The 19,394-nt window shown below is 46.7% G+C and carries 20 protein-coding genes; 17 read left to right on the top strand and 3 right to left on the bottom strand.

Going from position 1 to position 19,394, the window contains the following annotated elements; all coding sequences use genetic code 11:
• Nucleotides 1-12 precede the first annotated feature (12 nt).
• The 4 genes from H3H32_RS15270 to H3H32_RS15255 all read left to right on the top strand — a co-directional run bounded on the left by H3H32_RS15270 (nucleotide 13) and on the right by H3H32_RS15255 (nucleotide 3,621).
• Nucleotides 13-1,098: a DUF4249 domain-containing protein gene (locus tag H3H32_RS15270; RefSeq protein WP_240543783.1), complete on the top strand. Its 1,086-nt coding sequence runs from the start codon at nucleotides 13-15 to the stop codon at nucleotides 1,096-1,098.
• Between the two features lie 18 nt (nucleotides 1,099-1,116).
• The gene (locus H3H32_RS15265) at nucleotides 1,117-2,193 is read left to right on the top strand and encodes a DUF4249 domain-containing protein (protein ID WP_182463519.1); all 1,077 of its coding nucleotides are present in this window, start codon (nucleotides 1,117-1,119) and stop codon (nucleotides 2,191-2,193) included.
• 52 nt (nucleotides 2,194-2,245) lie between these two features.
• A complete protein-coding gene (locus tag H3H32_RS15260) occupies nucleotides 2,246-3,241 on the top strand; it encodes a glycosyltransferase family 9 protein (RefSeq protein WP_182463518.1) in 996 nt (331 codons plus the stop codon).
• Between the two features lie 86 nt (nucleotides 3,242-3,327).
• The gene (locus H3H32_RS15255) at nucleotides 3,328-3,621 is read left to right on the top strand and encodes a hypothetical protein (RefSeq protein ID WP_182463517.1); all 294 of its coding nucleotides are present in this window, start codon (nucleotides 3,328-3,330) and stop codon (nucleotides 3,619-3,621) included.
• Nucleotides 3,622-3,668: 47 nt separating this feature from the next.
• Here the strand turns inward: H3H32_RS15255 and H3H32_RS15250 are convergent, their stop codons facing one another.
• Together H3H32_RS15250 and H3H32_RS15245 are read right to left on the bottom strand one after the other, a co-directional pair.
• Nucleotides 3,669-4,733: a glycosyltransferase family 9 protein gene (locus H3H32_RS15250; protein ID WP_240543782.1), complete on the bottom strand. Its 1,065-nt coding sequence runs from the start codon at nucleotides 4,731-4,733 to the stop codon at nucleotides 3,669-3,671.
• A gap of 82 nt (nucleotides 4,734-4,815) precedes the next feature.
• Nucleotides 4,816-5,418 (bottom strand): DUF4254 domain-containing protein, encoded by a 603-nt coding sequence (locus H3H32_RS15245; RefSeq protein ID WP_182463516.1) that lies wholly within the window; start codon nucleotides 5,416-5,418, stop codon nucleotides 4,816-4,818.
• Nucleotides 5,419-5,642: 224 nt separating this feature from the next.
• On the opposite strand from H3H32_RS15245, the gene H3H32_RS15240 reads away from it, so the two are divergent.
• The 7 genes from H3H32_RS15240 to H3H32_RS15210 all read left to right on the top strand — a co-directional run bounded on the left by H3H32_RS15240 (nucleotide 5,643) and on the right by H3H32_RS15210 (nucleotide 14,621).
• Entirely contained in the window at nucleotides 5,643-6,287 is a 645-nt protein-coding gene (locus H3H32_RS15240) for a TetR/AcrR family transcriptional regulator (protein ID WP_182463515.1), read from the top strand.
• Nucleotides 6,288-6,344: 57 nt separating this feature from the next.
• Nucleotides 6,345-7,694, top strand: a complete 1,350-nt coding sequence (locus H3H32_RS15235) for a TolC family protein (protein ID WP_240543781.1) — start codon at nucleotides 6,345-6,347, stop codon at nucleotides 7,692-7,694.
• A gap of 146 nt (nucleotides 7,695-7,840) precedes the next feature.
• Complete coding sequence (locus tag H3H32_RS15230) at nucleotides 7,841-8,890, top strand: efflux RND transporter periplasmic adaptor subunit (RefSeq protein ID WP_182463514.1); 1,050 nt, start codon at nucleotides 7,841-7,843, stop codon at nucleotides 8,888-8,890.
• 13 nt (nucleotides 8,891-8,903) lie between these two features.
• Nucleotides 8,904-12,050: an efflux RND transporter permease subunit gene (locus H3H32_RS15225; protein ID WP_182463513.1), complete on the top strand. Its 3,147-nt coding sequence runs from the start codon at nucleotides 8,904-8,906 to the stop codon at nucleotides 12,048-12,050.
• Between the two features lie 134 nt (nucleotides 12,051-12,184).
• On the top strand, nucleotides 12,185-12,430 hold the full coding sequence (locus H3H32_RS15220) for an acyl carrier protein (protein WP_182463512.1): 246 nt from the start codon (nucleotides 12,185-12,187) through the stop codon (nucleotides 12,428-12,430).
• Nucleotides 12,431-12,783: 353 nt separating this feature from the next.
• A complete protein-coding gene (locus H3H32_RS15215; protein ID WP_182463511.1) occupies nucleotides 12,784-13,743 on the top strand; it encodes a GlxA family transcriptional regulator in 960 nt (319 codons plus the stop codon).
• Nucleotides 13,744-13,754: 11 nt separating this feature from the next.
• A complete protein-coding gene (locus H3H32_RS15210) occupies nucleotides 13,755-14,621 on the top strand; it encodes a DJ-1/PfpI family protein (RefSeq protein ID WP_220472643.1) in 867 nt (288 codons plus the stop codon).
• A gap of 139 nt (nucleotides 14,622-14,760) precedes the next feature.
• Here H3H32_RS15210 and H3H32_RS15205 read toward each other — a convergent pair whose 3' ends face one another.
• Complete coding sequence (locus H3H32_RS15205) at nucleotides 14,761-15,975, bottom strand: molybdopterin molybdotransferase MoeA (RefSeq protein WP_182463510.1); 1,215 nt, start codon at nucleotides 15,973-15,975, stop codon at nucleotides 14,761-14,763.
• A gap of 134 nt (nucleotides 15,976-16,109) precedes the next feature.
• On the opposite strand from H3H32_RS15205, the gene H3H32_RS15200 reads away from it, so the two are divergent.
• From H3H32_RS15200 to H3H32_RS15175, 6 genes are all read left to right on the top strand, one after another.
• Nucleotides 16,110-16,403 carry a hypothetical protein gene (locus H3H32_RS15200; protein ID WP_182463509.1) on the top strand — a complete coding sequence of 98 codons (294 nt, stop codon included), beginning with the start codon at nucleotides 16,110-16,112 and terminating at the stop codon, nucleotides 16,401-16,403.
• Nucleotides 16,394-16,693 (top strand): type II toxin-antitoxin system RelE family toxin, encoded by a 300-nt coding sequence (locus H3H32_RS15195; protein ID WP_182463508.1) that lies wholly within the window; start codon nucleotides 16,394-16,396, stop codon nucleotides 16,691-16,693. The genes H3H32_RS15200 and H3H32_RS15195 overlap by 10 nt, the downstream gene beginning before the upstream one ends.
• A 13-nt stretch (nucleotides 16,694-16,706) precedes the next feature.
• Complete coding sequence (moaC, locus tag H3H32_RS15190) at nucleotides 16,707-17,180, top strand: cyclic pyranopterin monophosphate synthase MoaC (protein ID WP_182463507.1); 474 nt, start codon at nucleotides 16,707-16,709, stop codon at nucleotides 17,178-17,180.
• Nucleotides 17,173-17,745 carry an NTP transferase domain-containing protein gene (locus H3H32_RS15185; protein ID WP_182463506.1) on the top strand — a complete coding sequence of 191 codons (573 nt, stop codon included), beginning with the start codon at nucleotides 17,173-17,175 and terminating at the stop codon, nucleotides 17,743-17,745. The genes moaC and H3H32_RS15185 overlap by 8 nt, the downstream gene beginning before the upstream one ends.
• Before the next feature lie 43 nt (nucleotides 17,746-17,788).
• Nucleotides 17,789-18,397 carry a DUF6992 family protein gene (locus H3H32_RS15180; RefSeq protein ID WP_182463505.1) on the top strand — a complete coding sequence of 203 codons (609 nt, stop codon included), beginning with the start codon at nucleotides 17,789-17,791 and terminating at the stop codon, nucleotides 18,395-18,397.
• Nucleotides 18,398-18,492: 95 nt separating this feature from the next.
• Nucleotides 18,493-19,278, top strand: a complete 786-nt coding sequence (locus H3H32_RS15175) for a nucleotidyltransferase domain-containing protein (protein WP_182463504.1) — start codon at nucleotides 18,493-18,495, stop codon at nucleotides 19,276-19,278.
• Nucleotides 19,279-19,394: the final 116 nt, after the last annotated feature.

Raw genomic sequence — 19,394 nt, 5'->3', positions numbered from 1 at the left:
ACTTTGACTAAGATGAGAAAGGCGACAATGAATAGTTTCGGAAAAGGAATCTGGCAATATGCGGTCTTGCTGTTGATGGCATTGGTCGTTTCGTGCATAACGGAATTCCAGCCCGACAGGGTCAGTATAGCTACGTCATTGATTGTCGAAGGACAGATCACCGATCAGGCAGGTCCGTATACTGTGAAATTGACGCGCACAGCCGACTATTCCTACGCGAGTTTAAACCTGCTCGAAACCGGGGCCGTTGTTACGATCTCCGATAATCTTGGCAATAAGGAAACACTAACAGAGCAATCGCCCGGAGGAACGTACACAACAGCAGCCAATGGTATCCGAGGTGTTGCAGGGCGTAGTTACAAGCTGACGATTCAGACGAAAGCGGGGAAACAGTATGAATCGGAGGCCGAAGTGTTACAGGCAGCTCCGCCAATTACGAAACTGTATTATGAGTATTCCATCGAGTCGGGCGGGGTAAATTTTGCCCAAAACCAGGGGTGGAATGTGTATATAGATACCAAAGACCCTGAAGCGCCGGGCAACTATTACAAATGGAACTGGACGCATTATGAGTTCACAGCTGTCTGCTCAACCAAGGAAATTACCGGTCAAAGCTATTTATCTGGTCTGGGGTGTTGTTCCAACTGCTGGAATATTACCCGCTGTTATACCTGTATCAATCTAAGTTCCGATGTGAATATCAATGGGCAGGCCATTAGCCGCCAGTCTATCATGCGGGTTCCCTACAAATCAACCAGTAAGTATTACCTCGAAGTGCAGCAACAAGCTATCAGTAAAGGAGCTTACGAATTCTGGAAAAGTGTGAAAGGCTTGGTCAGCAATACCGGAGGGCTGTTCGATGCGGCTCCGTCTACGGTCCAGGGAAATTTACACTGTATAAATGACCCAGCTACATTGGTTTATGGGTACTTTGGAGCGACAGGTATAGCTGAACAATATATTAATGTGGATCGAAGTACCGGGCAAGGCACTCCCGATCTGGACCCACCAGTTGTTATTCCCACGCCTTCTCCCTGCGTTGTTTGCGAAAATAGTTTATATCGGACCCCTATTCAACCACGCTGGTGGCAGTTTTAAGCTAGTTTAAAAAATCGAATGAGTTTGTATAAACGAGGTATTATCGCATTAAGTAGCTTTCTGGGGCTGATTGCTGTTGTGTTTTCCTGCATAACACCTTTTCAGCCCGACACACTCAGTATTCCATCGTCGTTAGTTGTTGAAGGCCAGATTACCAATCAGCCAGGTCCATACATTATTAAGCTGAGCAACACAGCCGACTATTCCTTCAAAAGTCTGAACCTGGTAGAATCTGGCGCAACGGTTAGCATTACAGACAATCTGGGAAATCAGGAAGTATTGAAAGAATCGCCCATTGGTACCTATCAGACGGCGGCTAGCGGTATTCAGGGCGTGGTGGGTCGGCGCTATAAATTGACCATTCAGACCAAAGCGGGCAAACGGTATGAGTCGGACACTGAGTTATTATCGGCCGCTCCACCTATTTTAAATGCCTATTCTGAATCGGTTTATACACCGGCGACTGGATCAACAGCATCAAAGCAAATCTGGAATGTCTATCTGGATACTAAAGACCCTGATACGTTGGGCAACTATTATAAATGGAACTGGACGCATTATGAGTTTACCGATGTGTGCCAGAAAACATATGTTTCTCGCATTAATAGTTATACGGGTATTTCCTGCTGTACCGATTGCTGGAATATTACCCGCTGTTATAACTGTATCAATATCAATTCCGACGTGAACATTAACGGAAAAGCTATTAGTAGGCAGCCAATTGCGGAAGTTCCATTTACCTCTTTAAGCCGCTATTATATCGAAATTGAGCAACAAGCGCTAAGTCGGGGCACGTATGAATTCTGGAAGAGCGTAAAGCAATTGACGAGTAATACGGGCGGGCTTTTCGATGCAGCTCCGTCGTCGGTGCAGGGTAATTTACGTTGCACAAGCAATCCTAGCGAGGTGGTCTACGGCTATTTTGGCGCTATGGGCGTTTCGGTAACTTATCTGTACGTCGATCGGAGTTCGGGTAAAGGGAACCCTTTAGTCGATTTGCCCGTCAATGTGCCTTATCCAACCAATCCTCCCTGTATCACCTGCGAAAATAGCCTTTATCAGACTCCAACGAAACCCCGTTGGTGGACTTATTAATCGGTTGGGAAGTTGTGACAAAAAAAGATAGTTTTGTATAAATAATCACAACATGAGACGACCGATAAAAATCTTGATTCTACAGTTTACATCTATCGGTGATGTTGTGCTTACAACGCCTGTTATTCGCTGTATAAAGCAGCAAATTCCAAATGCAATCGTGCATTTCTGCACACAACAGTCCTATCGGTCAATCGTCGACTACAACCCACACATTGCCCAAACACATTATAGCAACGGTAGTCTGGTTAAACTAATCAAAGAGCTTCGCGCCGAACAGTTTGATTATGTGGTTGATCTGCAAAACACGTTTCAAACCCGCCTAATCAAAGCGACTTTAGGGTGCAGATCCTACAGCGTTGCAAAACAACCCTTTCGGGAGTGGCTGTATATTCGATGGAAAGTGAACGCTATGCCTGAGCAACATATCGTTGACCGATACATGGCAGCAATACAACCGCTGGGCGTTGAAAACGACGGGCGGGGGCTGGATTATTTCATTCCTTACAAAGACGAAGTTGAACGAGACTGGCTTCCCGAAACGCACCAGAATGGGTTTGTGGCTTATGCCATTGGCGGCCAAAGTCCAACCCGCCGACTGCCGGTTTTGCGTATGATTGAGTTATGCCTTAAGATCAATTACCCGATTGTCCTGCTAGGCGACGAAGCTGATCGTAAGCGGGGAAATGATATAGTAAAAGCCCTTGGCGAACGGCATATCTACAATGCTTGTGGCCAATTTAATCTCAACCAGTCTGCGTCTTTGCTACAACAGGCCCGAGTAGTGTTCAGTCATGATACAGGGCTGATGCACATTGCGGCTGCTTTTCGCAAGAAAGTATATTCTATATGGGGGAGCACAACGCCCCAGTTTGGATTTTATCCCTACAAAACGCCCCATGTCCGGCTTGAGACTCCCAGCCTGGGTTGCCGACCCTGTTCAGCTACCAGCTCGGGAAATTGCCCTATGAAACACTTCAAGTGTATGAACAGCCTCCCGTTCGATTTTGAAGTGAAAGAGTTAAGAGCAAAAAAGAAATTCGAGTAGATGGTCGGAGCAAAATTTGCGATTTTACATGTAGATGAATGCGTCAAAAGTGTTTATATTTGGGCATTCCTTTTGTGTTTGATACTATGAACCCCAATAAGCGCCTTGACCAGATTGAGCCAGTAATGGCCGATGTACTTCAAAAAGTTGATCGCCTGATTGAGGGCCACGGCCAACTTGTTGAGATGGTTGTTAGCACCAAAGCAGAACTTAAAGCTGCCGGAGAGAGCACTGCCAGAGCTGTAGCTAACCTGACTGTAACTACGCAGAAACAGTTCGAAGAGTTGAAGGCCAGCCACGAAAAATTGGCCGCGACCCAAGAAGAGCTGAAAGCTGGTCAAGAGCTGATTTTGCAGATTCTACGAGAGAAGCTTCCTTAACAACGTAGAGCAACAAGGGGTCATGTAAATAGCTCAGGATTATAGAGCTATTGCCTTCGGGCATTCAACATCTCCCGTACCCGTTTTGCCACAACCTCCACTGAAATGTCATTCAGGCAGGCTAAATCTCCTCGCCAGCAGGGTTTATTTCCGAACACCGAGCACGGGCGGCAAGTAAGTACATCGGTGGAAATTTGAAGAATTGCCTCATCTCCCTGGCCCCAGGGACCGAAACCAGCGTCGGGATGAGTAGCTCCCCAGATTGATAGTACGGGTACACCGCTCAAAGCCGCGAGGTGCATATTGCCCGAATCCATGCAAAGCATCCCCGTTAATTGAGAAATAAGTAATAACTCTGCTGCCATCGAAAGCTTACCCGCAGCAAGAATCACTTGCGGAAATTGTTGGCGCAGGGTTTCAAGTTGAGCTATTTCAACGCTTCCTCCCCCAAATAGAAAAATAGTACACGGCTGATCTGCGAGTACCTTTTCGAGTAAAGGGGCGAATCGGCCGAAGGGCCACATTTTTTGCTCGTGTTGAGCAAAAGGAGCAATACCAAGCCAGGGCGTATCAGAAATAATTGTCTGACTGTTAAGAAATGTACGAAGCTCGTCTTCGGCAGAGGAAAAGGGTGGGAACTGAAACGGGCGGGCAGGCTGAAGAGGGAAACCTGCTGTTTCGAATATCTGAGCGTATCGTTCTACGCTATGCCGTAATTGCCTACGAACCTTATTCTCTTTTCGGATGAGGGCTTTTTTCTCCGCTCGTCCTTTATCAATTGTCACTGACGGAACCCCCACAAATCGAAATAGACTTTTCAGGACGCCTGATCGCAGGTTCTGGTGAGCATCAACCACAACTGTAAACGAAGCAAGCTGTCGTAATTCATTGAACAATCGAGCCAGCCCCATAAAGCCTTTATGTTGCCCATCAAAGTCGGCTCCAATGATTCGAACGTTTGGGAATTGCTCGAAAAAGACGGCGAATTTAGCCCTCGTCACCAGTGTAATTCCCACATCTGGATATCGTTGGGTGAACGCCTGCACCACAGGAGCCAGTAAGGCAACATCACCCATTGCCGAAAAGCGGAGGAGAAGAAGATTCTTTTTCAAGACGGGAGGGATGGTACATGATATATGATGTAGGATATATGTTCTAAACAGTCATACATCCTACATCATATATCATACATATTTATGACTGTCCGTAAAGTACAGGATTCAATGTAGGGTCGTTGTACATCTTCATCTGGCGGTAAACTTTCATGTACCGATCGCCATTTTGAATGTCTTCAATCAGCTCATCAAAGCAGCGAGCCAGATCACGTTCCTGCTCAAGTAGTACAGCCAGCTTCTGTTGTGCTTTCAGGCGGTGTTCTTCGGAAACGGACGTTCGTTCGACCTGTTCGCGGAAGTGATAGAGCTTAAGTTGCAGAATCGACATGCGGTCGAGAAGCCAGGCTGGTGTTTCGGAGTTCATTCGGGCAGTTGGCTTAGGTGTAGTATCTGAAAACAGGTCAGAAAACCAACTGTCGATCAACTCCACGGTATCGGTGCGGTCCTGGTTCGACTGGTCGATTCGCCGTTTGATCATCACTAACTCACTAGGTTGGATAGTTGGGCTGCGGATTATATCTTCGAGGTGCCATTGCACCGTATCGATCCAGTTCTTCTGATATAACAGAAAGGCAATACCATTCGATGAATACGGGTTTTGAATGGGGGTATCAACAAAATCGGTCAGGTGGTAATCCTGAATACTCTGCCGAAAAATGTCGTTGGCAAACGTAGCGTTCATAGGCAATTAATCGTTTGCAAAGATATGGGTTTTTGATCGGAATGCCCGTGATTAGAATCAGGTTAACTCCCAATATGTCATTAGAACGGTTTGGTATATAATGGCTATATTTGTATTATTTCGCTGATTTCTTAGGTTTAAGTGTTATTTTAAATGGTTGTTTAAAAAAACTATTTAAAATAATTGTTTGTTACTTAAGAACAACATACTTTTGATCCGTCAACATGAAAAAGAACATGGATTGTAGCATCACCCTCCCGTCGAAGTCAACCGAAGAGCGCATTCGGGAAGCTGCTAAGCGGGTATTTCTGGAGAAGGGATTCGATGGTGCTACATCACGAGATATTGCTGAAGCCGCTAGTATTAACATTGCTTTAACGAACTACTATTTTCGTAGTAAGGAAAAGTTGTTCATGAGTATTTTTGAGGAAATGGTTCAATTGTTCTTCAACGGAATGATTGATATCATGAATCATCCAATTAGCCTCCGGGAAAAGATTGCCGAATTGATCGAGCACGATTTTCAACTGATGAAGGAAAACCCAAGCCTGTCGCTCTTCGTTATGAACGAAATACACCGCAATCCGGATCGCATGGCGAGTTGTATGGGGGTTATGAAACAGATTCATCACTCATTGTTCGAAGAACAACTGCAGAAGGAAATTAAGCTTGGAACGATTCGGGAAATAAGTGCCACGCACCTCATGCCCATGATCTTTTGTAATATTCAGTTTCTGTTCATCGGAAAAGCTATGCATATGAAAATGTGGCACATGAGCGAAGCCGAGTTTGACCAATTTGCCAACCAGCATAAGAAAATGGTCATTGACATGATTACGACCTATTTATTTGAGTACGAAAAAGCTTAAGGGCTTTTTTTTTTGATCATGTTTTAAACAAATTTTTAAAATTATCAATTAAATAAAATGTTTAAAGTCAATTCATTACCTCCATCGATCAGAACCATTCGATGGTACCTTGGCGCCATTCCTTTATTATTGGGAAGTTCGTTAGCCCGAGCACAAGATCAGACGCTTGATCAGCTGATTAACAAGGCATTGACTAGTAACTTCAGTGTGCAATCGGCCCGGTTGGACGAAATCAAAACAGAAGCCCAAATTGCCGAAGTAAGAGCCAGTGCACGGCCACAGGTGAACTTGTCGGGCGATTATCGACGCTATCTAAAAATTCCGGGTCAGGTTATTCCGGCATCGGTTTTCGGTGGACCTGAAGGGTCGTATTCGGCAGTGGCATTTGGGTTGCCGTATAATCTGTCAACGACGGTGCAGGCTACACAAGCCCTATATAATCAGTCGTTGCTGATTGCAACAAAAGCCGCCAAAGCCAGCCGGAATTTGTCGGCGCTGCAAACGCAGAAAATAAAGGAAGATGTGGCCTACAACGTATCGGCTACGTATTACAACCTGCAAACGACGGCCCAGCAAATTGCCTTTCTGCGGAGCAACCTGATTGCCACTGAACGGCTCATCCGAATTACCGAATTACGTCGTCAGAATCAATTGGCCCAGGGTATCGACGTAGACCGGCTGCAACTCAGCAAAACGGCGTCGCAGACCCAGATTGAATCCCTTCAGGCGACTTATAATCAGTTACTTAATAACCTGAAATTTCTGACTGGATTAGCACAAACTGACTCATTACAGGTCTCAACGGGGATTGAAAAAACGATCCCGGTGGCACCCAGTAATGAATACACCATCAATCGGACTGATTTGCAACTGATTGATCAGCAGAAAGTAATCAATGGTTTAGAGCAGCAGAACGTCAAATCGAGCTTTGTACCTACAGTTAATGCCTATGGCGTAGCGAACAGCAGCGTATATGCCATCGGTGGTGATAATTCATACATTAAAAACTTGCCCGGTTACTGGTTAGGGCTTCAATTAAACTGGAATGTATTCGATGGTCTGGCCCGGAAAGCCAAACTGAGCCAGAAGAAAATCGACGATCAGAAACTGGATGTACAACTGCGCCAAACTCGTGAGTCGATTTCGATGGACATTGCTAATTCCCGTACCAAGTTCCTAGTCGAACAACAGAACCTGTCGACAAATCAAAGCCAGGTAACATTAGCCGAAAAGGTCTATACGCAAACTCAGCTCCAATTCAAGGAAGGTACGGTCGACATCACCGATGTTGTCCAGGCCGAAAACTCTCTTCGCGACGCACAAAACAACTACTTAACAACGCTGGTCAATCTTCGCACGGCCGAATTAGACTGGAAAAAAGCGACTGGCAGTTTAATCAATCGCTAACCATTAATTGAATGAATAATGTAAAATGGATGATGGGTAAGAATTGAAATTAAGCAATTGAATTTCAGAATATTATTCATTTTTCATTGTCCATTTTTCATTATCCATTAACATAACGCAACCTGCAAAATCTTACAAACAACGCCATGAAACGAATTTTGGTAGTACTTGCTCTTGTTGGCACGCTTGGCCTAACCGCCTGGACATTAGTCAACAACAAAAAAGAAGTTGAAGAAAAAGTATATAAGCCCAACGCTGATCAAAAGGTAGGGGTACGGACAGCCGTTGCCGAATTACGCAACCTGTCGCAGGAAACCGAGTTTTTGGGTTCATTTTCACCCAACCGGGAAATTGAAATCCGGCCACAGGCTGGTGGCCAAATTATCGCGTTACCCATTGAAGAAGGTCAAACCGTTGGCGCAGGTCGATTGATTGCCAAATTAGATGATGATCAGCTTAAGTACCAGATTGAAGCTGCCCAGGTGACCTTAGAAGGTTATCAGAATGACCTCAAACGCTACGAAAATCTGGTAAAAGGTGACGCCACACCCGCCGTTAATCTGGAACGGACACAACTCAATATTCGCTCAACGCAGGCGCAAATCAAACAACTCCAGAAACAGGTTGCCAATACAACTGTTACGACGCCGTTTTCAGGAATCATCACTGAGAAAATGGTTGAGAAAGGTTCTGTTGTTTCAGTTGGATCGCCTATTGCCAAAGTGACCGACATCTCGACGCTGAAATTAGTAGTTCAAATCCCTGAAAAAGCCATCAATCAATTCCACGTTGGACAAACACTACCAATTGAAACAGAAGTTTATCCCGATGCTCATTTCAGCGGGCGTATTTCGATGATTGCCGCTCAGGGCGATGCGGCTCACAATTACCCTGTTGAAATTACGGTTAGCAACTCTGGTCAAAACAAGCTTCGTGCGGGTATGTACGGTTCCATTGCGAACACCAACAAAGTAAAAAGCCAGACGTTGAGTGTACCCCGTCAGGCCATTATCGGATCGGCTAAAGAACCACAGATTTATGTAGTTGAAAACGGAAAAGCAATCCTAAAATCTGTTGCAATTGGTGCGACAACGAACGACTACTACGAAATTACGAAGGGCCTGAAAGTTGGTGATCAAGTGGTTACAAGCGGTCAAATCAACCTGCAAAACGGTACGCTGGTAGTAGCGCAATAACGAATCTACAATCATGAAATTTGTCGAAACCATTATCAAACGTCCCTCGCTCATTATCGTGCTGTTTGCGATTCTGACCATAGGTGGCCTGTTTTCATACCGGATGCTGAGCTACGAGCTGCTGCCGGAATTTTCTACCCCTGTTATTACGATCACCACGGTTTATCCGGGCGCGGCTCCGTCGGAAGTTGAAACGGAGATCAGCCGAAAAATAGAGGATGCTATATCGGGTCTGGATAACCTCGACGATGTGAAAGCTAATTCGTTCGAAAATGCGTCGGTTGTTGTGGTTCAGTTTAAAGCGGGAACCGACATCGACCTGGCCTTACAGGATGCCCAGCGTGAAATCGATAAAATGGTCAGCGATTTGCCCGACGATGCCGAGCAGCCTTCGCTATCGAAAATATCGCCCAGCGACCAGCCCATTATGCAGTTACTGGCTACGTCGACCTTGCCTAACGAAGTGTTTTATCAGCAGGTAGAAGATAAGTATCTGCCTATCCTTCAGCAAATTAAAGGTGTTGCCGACATTACAATGGTTGGTGGCGACAAGCGCGAAATTCGGATCAATGTCAATGACGATAAACTGAATTACTATGGTCTGTCGCTGCTACAAGTAACGCAGGCAATCAACCAGGCGAACCTTGACTTCCCAACTGGAAAAGTAAAAAGCACGACGGAAAACATGACGCTTCGGCTCGCCGGAAAATTTTCATCGCTGGATGATATTCGAAAACTGGTTGTTGCAACCCCACCGAATGGTAGCCCTATCCGCGTGAGTGATGTTGCCAACGTAACCGACGGCATCACTGAGCCGACTAGCATCAGCCGTTTCAATGGTCAGAACGGTATCGGTCTGTTTATCAAGAAACAGTCGGATGCCAACGCCGTTGAAATCAGTAAACTAGTTCAGGAAAAACTGGCCGTCGTTGAAAAGGAAAATGCCAAAGACAAGGTCAATTTTGCCATTGCGTACGATAGCAGTGTTTTCACCCTTGCATCGGTCGAAGCCGTTACACACGATTTGATTCTGGCCGTTGGACTGGTGGCCATTGTAATGCTGTTGTTCCTGCACAGCCTCCGAAACGCTTTCATTGTGATGGTGTCGGTACCAGCGTCGCTGATTTCGGCTTTCCTGTTCATGTACGTAATGGGGTATTCGCTCAACCTGATGACGCTGCTGGCTCTGTCGCTCGTGATTGGTATTCTGGTCGATGACTCCATTGTGGTGCTCGAAAACATTCAGCGACACCTTGAAATGGGCAAAGATCGCTGGCGGGCCACATTGGATGGCGTAAGTGAAATTGGCTTTGCGGCCGTAGCCATTACCCTAGTAATTGTGGTAGTATTCGTGCCGATTACATTCGTTGATGCGGTCATCGCCGATTTATTACGGCAGTTCTCGCTGACCGTTGCCTTCGCCACACTGGTTAGCTTACTGGTCAGTTTTACCCTGACACCCTGGTTGACTTCCATGCTCGCCAAACTGGAACATTTGAATCCCAAGAATCCATTTCAGGCGTTCCTGTTGTGGTTCGAAAAAGGGCTTACTGCGCTGACTAACGGGTATCATAGCAGCCTAGCCTGGGTATTGAGTCATAAACTGGCGTTCACAGGAATTCTGATAGCCATTTTCGTCTTCACTGGTTGGGTAATGAGCCTGGGAATTATTGGCTCGGAGTTCGTTGCGCAAGGCGATCAGGGCAAGTTTCTGCTCACCGTAAAACTCGACAAAAGTGCTTCGTTGCAGCAGAATAACCTCACATCGAGAGCTATTGAAAACTACCTCCGTAAGAAATCGGAAGTGCAAACGATCTTCGCCAACGTGGGCGGAGCGAGCACAGGGATCAACAGTACAGGGCAAGGCTCAACAAACCGTACCGAATTAACCGTACAACTGGCCGATGCTTCGGAACGACCTGGTCATAAGCCAACGGAGCAGTACATGATGGATGTTCGGAAGGAACTGGAAGATCATTTCCCGGCTATTGAATTTGGTTCGTCGGTTATTGGGATCGTCAATTCGGGTACAGCGCCTATCGAGATTTTCCTGAGTGGCAATGATGTGAATCAGAATCTGGCAGCCGCGCAAGAGTTGGCCAACCGAATTAGTAAAACACCCGGTGCCAACGACGTAAACGTATCGGTTGAGGCTGGAAACCCTGAGGTTCAGGTCGAAATTGACCGGGAGAAAATGGCAAAACTGGGGCTGAACATCCAAACTGTTGGCGGAACGTTGCAAAACGCCTTTGCCGGTAACGATGACTCCAAGTTTCGGGATGATGGCGAAGATTACGACATCCGTGTCATGCTGGATGCCTTCGACCGCAAAAATCCTGATGATGTGAAGAACATCAACTTCTTCAGCCCATCGGCCAATCGTTCGGTGCGACTGGCGGAGTTCGCCAACGTGTCGCTGAGCAATGGGCCTTCGTTGCTGGAACGGAAAAATCGTCGCTCGTCGGTTACGGTTACGGCCAATACATTGGGCACTGGTTCGGGGACTTTAACGGCTGTGATTCAGGCTGATCTGGCGAAAAATCCGCTACCTGCCGGCGTAACGGTTAGCTGGGGTGGCGATGCGAAAAACCAAAGTGAAGGCTTCGGGTCGCTGGGTATCGCGATGCTGGCTGGTCTGATGCTCGTTTACTTCATCATGGTGTTGCTCTACGACAGCTTTGTGTATCCGTTTGTGGTGTTGTTTTCAATTCCAGTAGCGGTAATTGGAGCGCTGCTGGCCCTGGCGTTGAGTTCGTCGAACATCGGTATTTTCGCCATGCTGGGTATGCTGATGCTCATAGGCTTGGTTGTGAAAAACGCTATCCTGATTGTCGATTTTGCCAACCAGCAGAAAGCCGAAGGAGTACACTTCAAACAAGCGATTCTACACGCTGGCGAAGAACGCTTACGTCCCATTCTGATGACGACTATTGCCATGGTGATTGGTATGGTGCCGATTGCAACCGCTTCGGGTGCCGGTGCCGAATGGAAAAACTCACTGGCCTGGGTACTGATCGGGGGATTATCCAGTTCGATGGTACTAACCGTCTATCTGGTGCCGATGATGTACTACATCGTAGACCGGATTCAGGAAAAATGGACGAACTTCCGGGCCAAGTCTAAACCAGCGGAAGTTGTTGAAGAAGTCGCTGTTTCTTAATTGTTTACGGTCTTCGGTTTACAGTTTACAGTTGGCCGACGCACAGTTGCTTTCGTGTCAGCCAACTGTAAACTGTAAACCGAAGATCGTAAACAAGATACCACAACCCTAAAAAACTCCTCCTCCTAAAAACCATGACACTATCTCAAATAAATAACCGCCTTCAAGAGATTCTTGCCAGCATCGGCATCAGCTTAACGGCTCTGACTGATCAGGCCAGTTTCGCTCGGGACCTGGGACTTGATTCGCTCGATATTACCGACTTAATGCTTCAGGTTGAAACCAGTTTCAATATTCGTATTCCCGACGAAGACTGGTGGAAACTCCAGACGGTTGGGCAGTTGAAGAATTACCTGGCCGATGAAATGATTTTTGATTGAAAATGCCCACCTCTATGATAGAGCGCTAATTCCAAATCGGGATTAGCGCTTTTTTCATTCGGCCCACTAGATTTTAGTATTAAATCGAATACCTATCCCGTAGGGGTCCAACAGCGTAGCGTCGGTAGTAAATATTGAACCGACCCTTTCTTAGCGTGCCGTCAGGTACGTAACTAGTCGCGTACCTGACGGCACGCTTGCAGACCCAAAAGATTACTGATCTACCAACGCTACGCTGTTTGATCCCTACGGGATAGATTTTCAGTATCTAAATGGATGGCTCAAAATGTCCGGTTGTTGGCCATTGTAAACGAAAATAGCCTTGTACTTTTACGGTCTAATTAATTGACTCAATGGCTCGAAGTGCACAAGTGATTTTTGTTGTACCACCACGCGTACACGTTCTTGACCTGACGGGACCAATTCAAGTTTTTTACGAAGCTGCCGAATATGGGGCGCCTTATCAATTAATCTATTGCTCTTTCCAAAGCTCAGTTACCAGTTCGGCAGGCTTGAATTTCGGTGCTGTATTACCCTACAATGAGGTCCAAACCCAGCCGGGTGATTACATTTTTCTGCCGGGCATGGAAATGGAATACATTCGGTCGGCGCTAAACGAGGAGACGATTTTCTTTGATTGGCTTCAGCAGCAACAGGCAAAAGGCGTGTACCTATGCTCGGTGTGTACAGGCGCTTTTATCCTGGCACAAGCCGGATTGCTCGATGGCCGAAAATGTACGACGCACTGGAAACGGATTGATGAACTGCAGGCAACTTATCCGAAAGTGGTGGCCCAAACTGACAGGTTGTTTGTGAAGGATGGAAATCTCTATACCAGCGCAGGTATAACAGCAGGTATCGATCTGGCTTTAGCAATTCTGGAGGAGCAGGAGGGACCTCTGTTTGCGACAAAAATCGCTCGAGAGTTAGTCGTGTATTTTCGTCGTGGAGCTGAGCATACGCAAAAGAGCGTTTATCTCGATTATCGGAATCACATGAACGTGGCTATTCACCAGATGCAGGACTGGTTGATAGCCAATCTGGAAGCCAAAGCAACGTTGGAGGATCTGGCCGAAATTGCCAATATGAGTACCCGCAACCTGACGCGGATCTTTCGCAAAGAGACGGGCACGACTATTCACGATTATACAACCCAATTGAGGCTGGAATTGGCCCGAACGTTACAGCATAATCCGGGTATGACTATGGAAGCCATTGCCGCTAAATGTGGCTTTCAGGATGCACGCCAACTCCGCCGAATCTGGCAAAAATCGAATACTACAGCTACTGTAAGACAGTCATTTACCTCCTAATACTTACGCTTATGAATTCACTACTCATCAATATCCGTTACCTGATTTTAAGTTACCTATTACTCGTGTCAGTTGGTTATGCGTGTGCCCAGAAGTCGGGCAATAAGGAAGTCTTAATGGCTTATTATTGTGAACCCTGTAATAACGCCTGCGATCTGGAACGCCATGATGCTCCCGGCGTTTGCAAACATTGCGGTATGCCTTTCGTTAAACGGAGCGTTGCTCTGATGGACTCACTTCGGAATGGTCAGAAAAAGTCGACGAAGCGCAACGTGGCCATCTTTATTCATAACGGCGTTGAGGTACTTGATTTTTCGGGGCCTAGCGAGGTATTTGCCTCAACAGAAGGCTTCAATGTGTATACGGTTTCGCTTACGAAAGCGCCTATCACTAGCCAGGGTTTCATTAAAATTGTACCCAACTATAGCCTTGCCGACTGCCCGAAGCCAGATATTGTGGTGTTGCCCGGTGGCCAAACCGGCCCGTTTATTGAGGATAAAGTATTGATCGACTGGATAAAAGCCTGTTCGCAGGATGCCGAAATTATGCTGTCGGTTTGTACAGGAGCTGGCTTACTAGCGAAAGCGGGCTTGCTGGATGGTAAACAAGCTACCACGTTTCACAACTACATCGACAATTTGCAAAAGGCAACGCCCAAAGCCAAAATACTCCGAAACACCCGCTTTGTCGACAATGGTCAGGTGATCACAACGGCGGGCGTATCGGCTGGTATTGACGGCGCGCTCCACGTAGTTGCGAAACTGAAAGGCCTTGCTGTAGCTACGCAGACCGCCCGTTACATGGAGTATGATAAGTGGAAGCCTAATGAAGGGTTGGTTGTTGAACAGTCAGGTAAAGCGGCAGCAGAGAGAAAGTAGAGCTGCTTAGGGTTATTCTCTATGTTTTTGTCATGCTGACGAAGGAAGCATCTTAATGTATCCAAACGAATTGTTCTGGAAAATTTAAGATGCTTCCTTCGTCAGCATGACAAAAAGAGGCTGTAAACGATTCCATTTCCTACCGGATCGTTTCCCAAACTTGAAAACTATCGCCCACACCAAAGTCCGACTGATTGGGGGGGAATTCCATAAAGCCATCGGCTGCCAACAGGTTGGCAAAGTCGGCAGAACCCGAGCCCGGCAATGGATGAGCCAACGTCCGACCATCCATTTCGGACGTTAGTCGAACGGGCAGAAAATAAGTCATATTCGGTTTGAATGTCACAGATTCAGCTAATTGAGCATACCGAATGGGGGCAGGAGCTAACCCAAGTGATACGCGCAGATAAGGCAGGACATATCGATACGCACAGAGTACGGTTGAAACAGGATTTCCGGGTAGCGCAAAGACCGTTTTGCCGGATGGAGATGTGCCAAACCAGAGTGGTTTGCCAGGGCGCTGGTCGATCTTGTGAAAATGCTTTTGTACACCCAGTTTCTCCAGTGTATCAGGCACAAAATCAGCTTTGCCCGCCGAAACTCCACCACTAAGAATCAACATATCGTTAGTTGCGAGTAAGTCTTCTAAGCCTTTTTCTAACTGCTCTTCATCATCGACAATATGATGTAAGGTGGCCTGAATCCCCAGCGACACTAGTGCTGTCTGAAGCATATAGGTGTTTGATCGGCGAATCTGATAGGGCAGGGGCGTACTAGCAACGTCGACTAATTCATCGCCGGTTGAGACGAGAGCAACACGAGGCAGTGCCGTAACCAGCAACGTGGATTGACCCACCGAAGCGGCCACAGCTAATTCGGAAGGACCAAGACGTGTGCCAACAGACATGAGTTCGTCGCCCGCCCGACGGTCGGTAGCCTGCGGGTGAATGTGCATACCCATCTGAATTGGGCCAAAAGGCGTGTTTTCAACAACAATGCTTGCCTGCCCATCCACAATCCGAATCTCTTCATAACGGGCTATCGTATCGGCGCCAATAGGCAACATGGCCCCCGTCATTACTTCCAGGCAAGTACCCGCATCCTGTAGCGTTTGCTGAGGCTGCCCCGCACGTTGTATACCAATAACCCGAAACGTACGTTGCCCCGCTGCGTAATCGGCAAATCGAATGGCGATTCCGTCCATCGCCACTCGATTGAAAGGTGGAAAGTCGCGGTCGGCCCGAATAGCTTCACGTAGAACGCGACCGTTGGCATCGAGAAGCGAAACGGTTTCGGTTGGGAGTGAAAGCAGTTGTTGTTGAGTAATCGAGAAAGCGTCGGAAACGGAAAGCATAGGTTAATGGAAAATGAATAATGAACAATGTACAATGAAAAAATAGTTTTCGGCTGGGGGAGCTTTTAGCTTAGTAGAATAGTTGTACAAATTTACCCTTATATTTGCCATGTACGATTAACAAAAACTAACGGATGGCCACGGAAATTGTTAGTAATTATAAAAATCTGGTTGCTCACATCGGAAGCCTTATTGACGTTGCCGGTTATCGAAATGATTACATCGCGAAGAAAATAGGAATCTCGCCAGTTAGCTTTGCTACGAAAAAAAAACGAAATAATTTCTCTGTTGATGAAGTGGAAAAGATAATTCAACTAATTGAAAACGAAGATGTTGATGATTATTTGATGGCTAAAATTATGGAAGCTCGCGCCGATGAGCCAACTATCTCTCTGGCTGACTTAAAAACCCAGATGGGATGGAAATAACTGTTCGTAAATCTTTCGTTAAAGAACTACAAAAATTGCCATCTAAAATTCAGCAATCTGTTCGAGAGGTTTTAGACGAATTGGAGAAGGCTACTGATCTGGAAAGTTCTGGTGTCGATTACAAATACCTGGAAGGTCAGAAAAAAGATCAGAATTATTACCGGATTCGAATTGGTGGCTGGCGAATGGGAGTGGAGTATATGCCCCCGGCTAACGAGCAAACTGCCGCTGCGATTGTCATTACAATTTTGAGTAGAGGAGATATTTACAAGAAATTTCCACCTAAATAAGGGATTAACTTTTATGAGCGAATTTTCGCATCTCAACGCCGAAGGAAATCCGGCAATGGTCGACGTAGGAGCGAAAATCGTTACCCGTCGAACAGCTCGCGCCCAGAGTATCGTTGCATTGGGGCCAGCTATTATGCAACACCTGACAGGCGCCGATATTGCTACGAAGAAAGGTCCCGTATTTCAGACGGCTATCATTGCAGGGACAATGGCTGCTAAACGAACTGACGACCTGATTCCACTCTGCCATTCGCTCGGCCTGGATAATTGCCAGATTACAATTACGACCGAAGGAACGGATGCTATTGTGAACTGCCTGGTATCGACCGAAGGCAAAACGGGTGTCGAGATGGAAGCGTTGGTAGGGGCATCGGTTGCGGCTTTGACTATTTACGATATGTGCAAAGCCTTCTCGCACGACATCATAATCAAGGAAACCAAGCTCATGGAAAAAACGGGCGGTAAACGCGATTTTCGTCGTGAGTAAGTTGAACGGATTAGTTTTGGCTGGTGGCCGAAGCACCCGAATGGGTCAGGATAAATCACAGTTGGTCTATCATAGAAAACCCCAACGTGAGCACCTGACCGAATTGCTTAGGCCGTATTGTAGCGTCGTTTTCTGGTCGGTGAATGCAATGCAGGCCAACGAACTGATGGATTCGGATCAGCTTCGTATTGTTGATGCGTTTGCTATTCCGACGCCACTCAACGGAATTCTGTCGGCGTTTCAATACGATGCTGAAGCGGCCTGGTTCGTTGTAGCCTGCGATATGCCCTTATTGACCGTTCAATCGCTCGATGCACTTGTAAAAGGCCGGAACCCGGCAAAAAAAGCGACGGTTTTCTACGATTCGGATGGGCACTTACCCGAACCTCTGTTGGGTATTTACGAACCTGCTTTTGGGCCAATTTTACACCAAGCCATTGCTGATGGAGTTTATTCGCCACGACAATTGCTTCAACAAAATGATGTCCAGCTACTGACCCCGCCCGACATTCGGGAATTAACCAATATCAATGACCCAGCGGCCAGAGCGAAGTTGGGTTTATAAAACATCGGTCTGGGATTCAGGTTCATACCCAAAAACAATCTGTATGAACCCACTTCGACATCTTCTGCTGACTGCTGGCTCGCTTCTATTGGGGAGTGCGGCCACAGCCCAGCGCCAGTCCCCTCCGCCCGAATTAAGCGCGTTTAGCGAACAGCGAATTAAACATCAAAAAACTCTGGGATTAACATTGGGCAGCTTTGCTATTGCCAATATTGCGGTTGGAGCTATAGCCACCGGGCAGACAACGGGCGAGACGAAGTATTTTCATAAAATGAATGTTTACTGGAATCTGGTCAATCTTGGCATTGCTGGGGCGGGTTTGCTGGCTTCGCGCAAACGGAAAGTCGAAGGTGAAACGCTGGCCGATGCCGTTCGGCAGCATGAGAATATGAAGCAGATTCTGCTTGTCAACGCCGGTTTAGACGTGGCTTATGTGATTGGTGGAGCGTATTTGCGTGAACGTTCTGAATCTCATCCTGATAATGCTGATCAATTGCGCGGTTATGGGAAATCCATTATGGCACAAGGCGGTTTTCTGCTGGCATTCGATTTAGTGAACTACTTCATTTTCAAAAATCGCGGAGATAAACAGGAGAAATTATTGCTCTCCGCTGGCCCATCAGGCGTTGGTGTGGTTTTTCCGATTCGGTAAGTGAATAGATTGACGTGATGTCCGAACTATTCCTGATACGGAGTCGTTCTGCGATAATTTACTAATCGCACCGGCGACCCGGCGCAACTGAGCTAATGCAAGCCCATTTACAGCCCTTTCAAACATTCATTACCAAAGCTCTTGACTACATTCAACAAGACCCCGACGCCATCGGATTAGCGGCCGGTGGCTCATGGGCATCGGGCGAAATCGATCCTTACTCTGACCTTGATCTGGTATTAGTCACAGCCCAGAAAATCGCACCCGATGTCGAAAAGATGCAGGCGTATGCAGCAAAACTTGGCCCTGTATTGGCCTCTTTCCGTGGCGATCACGTAGGCGAACCCCGCTTATTGATCGTTCTCTACGAAAACGCGTTGCTGCACGTTGATATTAAGTTTCTGACACCCGATGAATTTTACCATCGCGTTGAAGACCCAACTATACTTTGGGAGCGAGATCAGGCATTGAGTAAAATTATTCAGGAATCAACGGCACAATATCCGCCCTTTGATTTTCAATGGGCCGAGGATCGATTCTGGATTTGGACACATTATGCCGCGCTTAAAGTAGGTCGCGGAGAGTTTTTTGAAGCCATTGATTTTCTGGCTTTTGTCAGAAATGCCGTACTGGGGCCAATGCTTCATCTAAAAAATGAAAGCTTGCCCCGAGGAGTTCGTCGAGCCGAAACTACGTTTGGGTCTCTTGAGCTTACGCAGCTTCGTAAAACGGTGTCAATGCCTGACCGAACAACGTTGCTTAGTAGTTTATGGGAAGTTATGTATCTCTACGAATCGCTTCGAGATGTGCTGGTTCCCGATTCATTTCAGAAAAACAGAGCGGCTCAGTTAGCCGTTACCAAGTATCTTGCCGCACTTTAAAAATAGTCAGGATTGGTCAGGTGGTTGTCAAGTATAGTCAGGTAATTGTTACCAAAAGCAAGCAATACTTGACCCTTTCTGACAACCACCTGACTAATCCTGACAACCCTTGACAA

Origin of the sequence: Spirosoma foliorum, from assembly GCF_014117325.1 — a bacterium.
Classification (GTDB): domain Bacteria; phylum Bacteroidota; class Bacteroidia; order Cytophagales; family Spirosomataceae; genus Spirosoma; species Spirosoma foliorum.
Note: the sequence above shows the minus strand (reverse complement) of the source record. Positions and strands in the feature narration are given on the sequence as shown.

Bases quoted from the DNA above. Each gene is read 5' to 3' on its own strand.
- H3H32_RS15200 (WP_182463509.1), top strand. From the start codon at position 16,110: ATGGCCACGGAAATTGTTAGTAATTATAAAAATCTGGTTGCTCACATC.
- H3H32_RS15220 (WP_182463512.1), top strand. From the start codon at position 12,185: ATGACACTATCTCAAATAAATAACCGCCTTCAAGAGATTCTTGCCAGC.
- H3H32_RS15180 (WP_182463505.1), top strand. From the start codon at position 17,789: ATGAACCCACTTCGACATCTTCTGCTGACTGCTGGCTCGCTTCTATTG.
- H3H32_RS15215 (WP_182463511.1), top strand. From the start codon at position 12,784: ATGGCTCGAAGTGCACAAGTGATTTTTGTTGTACCACCACGCGTACAC.
- H3H32_RS15270 (WP_240543783.1), top strand. From the start codon at position 13: ATGAGAAAGGCGACAATGAATAGTTTCGGAAAAGGAATCTGGCAATAT.
- H3H32_RS15245 (WP_182463516.1), bottom strand. From the start codon at position 5,418: ATGAACGCTACGTTTGCCAACGACATTTTTCGGCAGAGTATTCAGGAT.
- H3H32_RS15260 (WP_182463518.1), top strand. From the start codon at position 2,246: ATGAGACGACCGATAAAAATCTTGATTCTACAGTTTACATCTATCGGT.
- H3H32_RS15255 (WP_182463517.1), top strand. From the start codon at position 3,328: ATGAACCCCAATAAGCGCCTTGACCAGATTGAGCCAGTAATGGCCGAT.
- H3H32_RS15235 (WP_240543781.1), top strand. From the start codon at position 6,345: ATGTTTAAAGTCAATTCATTACCTCCATCGATCAGAACCATTCGATGG.
- H3H32_RS15265 (WP_182463519.1), top strand. From the start codon at position 1,117: ATGAGTTTGTATAAACGAGGTATTATCGCATTAAGTAGCTTTCTGGGG.
- moaC (WP_182463507.1), top strand. From the start codon at position 16,707: ATGAGCGAATTTTCGCATCTCAACGCCGAAGGAAATCCGGCAATGGTC.
- H3H32_RS15225 (WP_182463513.1), top strand. From the start codon at position 8,904: ATGAAATTTGTCGAAACCATTATCAAACGTCCCTCGCTCATTATCGTG.
- H3H32_RS15230 (WP_182463514.1), top strand. From the start codon at position 7,841: ATGAAACGAATTTTGGTAGTACTTGCTCTTGTTGGCACGCTTGGCCTA.
- H3H32_RS15240 (WP_182463515.1), top strand. From the start codon at position 5,643: ATGAAAAAGAACATGGATTGTAGCATCACCCTCCCGTCGAAGTCAACC.
- H3H32_RS15210 (WP_220472643.1), top strand. From the start codon at position 13,755: ATGAATTCACTACTCATCAATATCCGTTACCTGATTTTAAGTTACCTA.
- H3H32_RS15175 (WP_182463504.1), top strand. From the start codon at position 18,493: ATGCAAGCCCATTTACAGCCCTTTCAAACATTCATTACCAAAGCTCTT.
- H3H32_RS15195 (WP_182463508.1), top strand. From the start codon at position 16,394: ATGGAAATAACTGTTCGTAAATCTTTCGTTAAAGAACTACAAAAATTG.
- H3H32_RS15205 (WP_182463510.1), bottom strand. From the start codon at position 15,975: ATGCTTTCCGTTTCCGACGCTTTCTCGATTACTCAACAACAACTGCTT.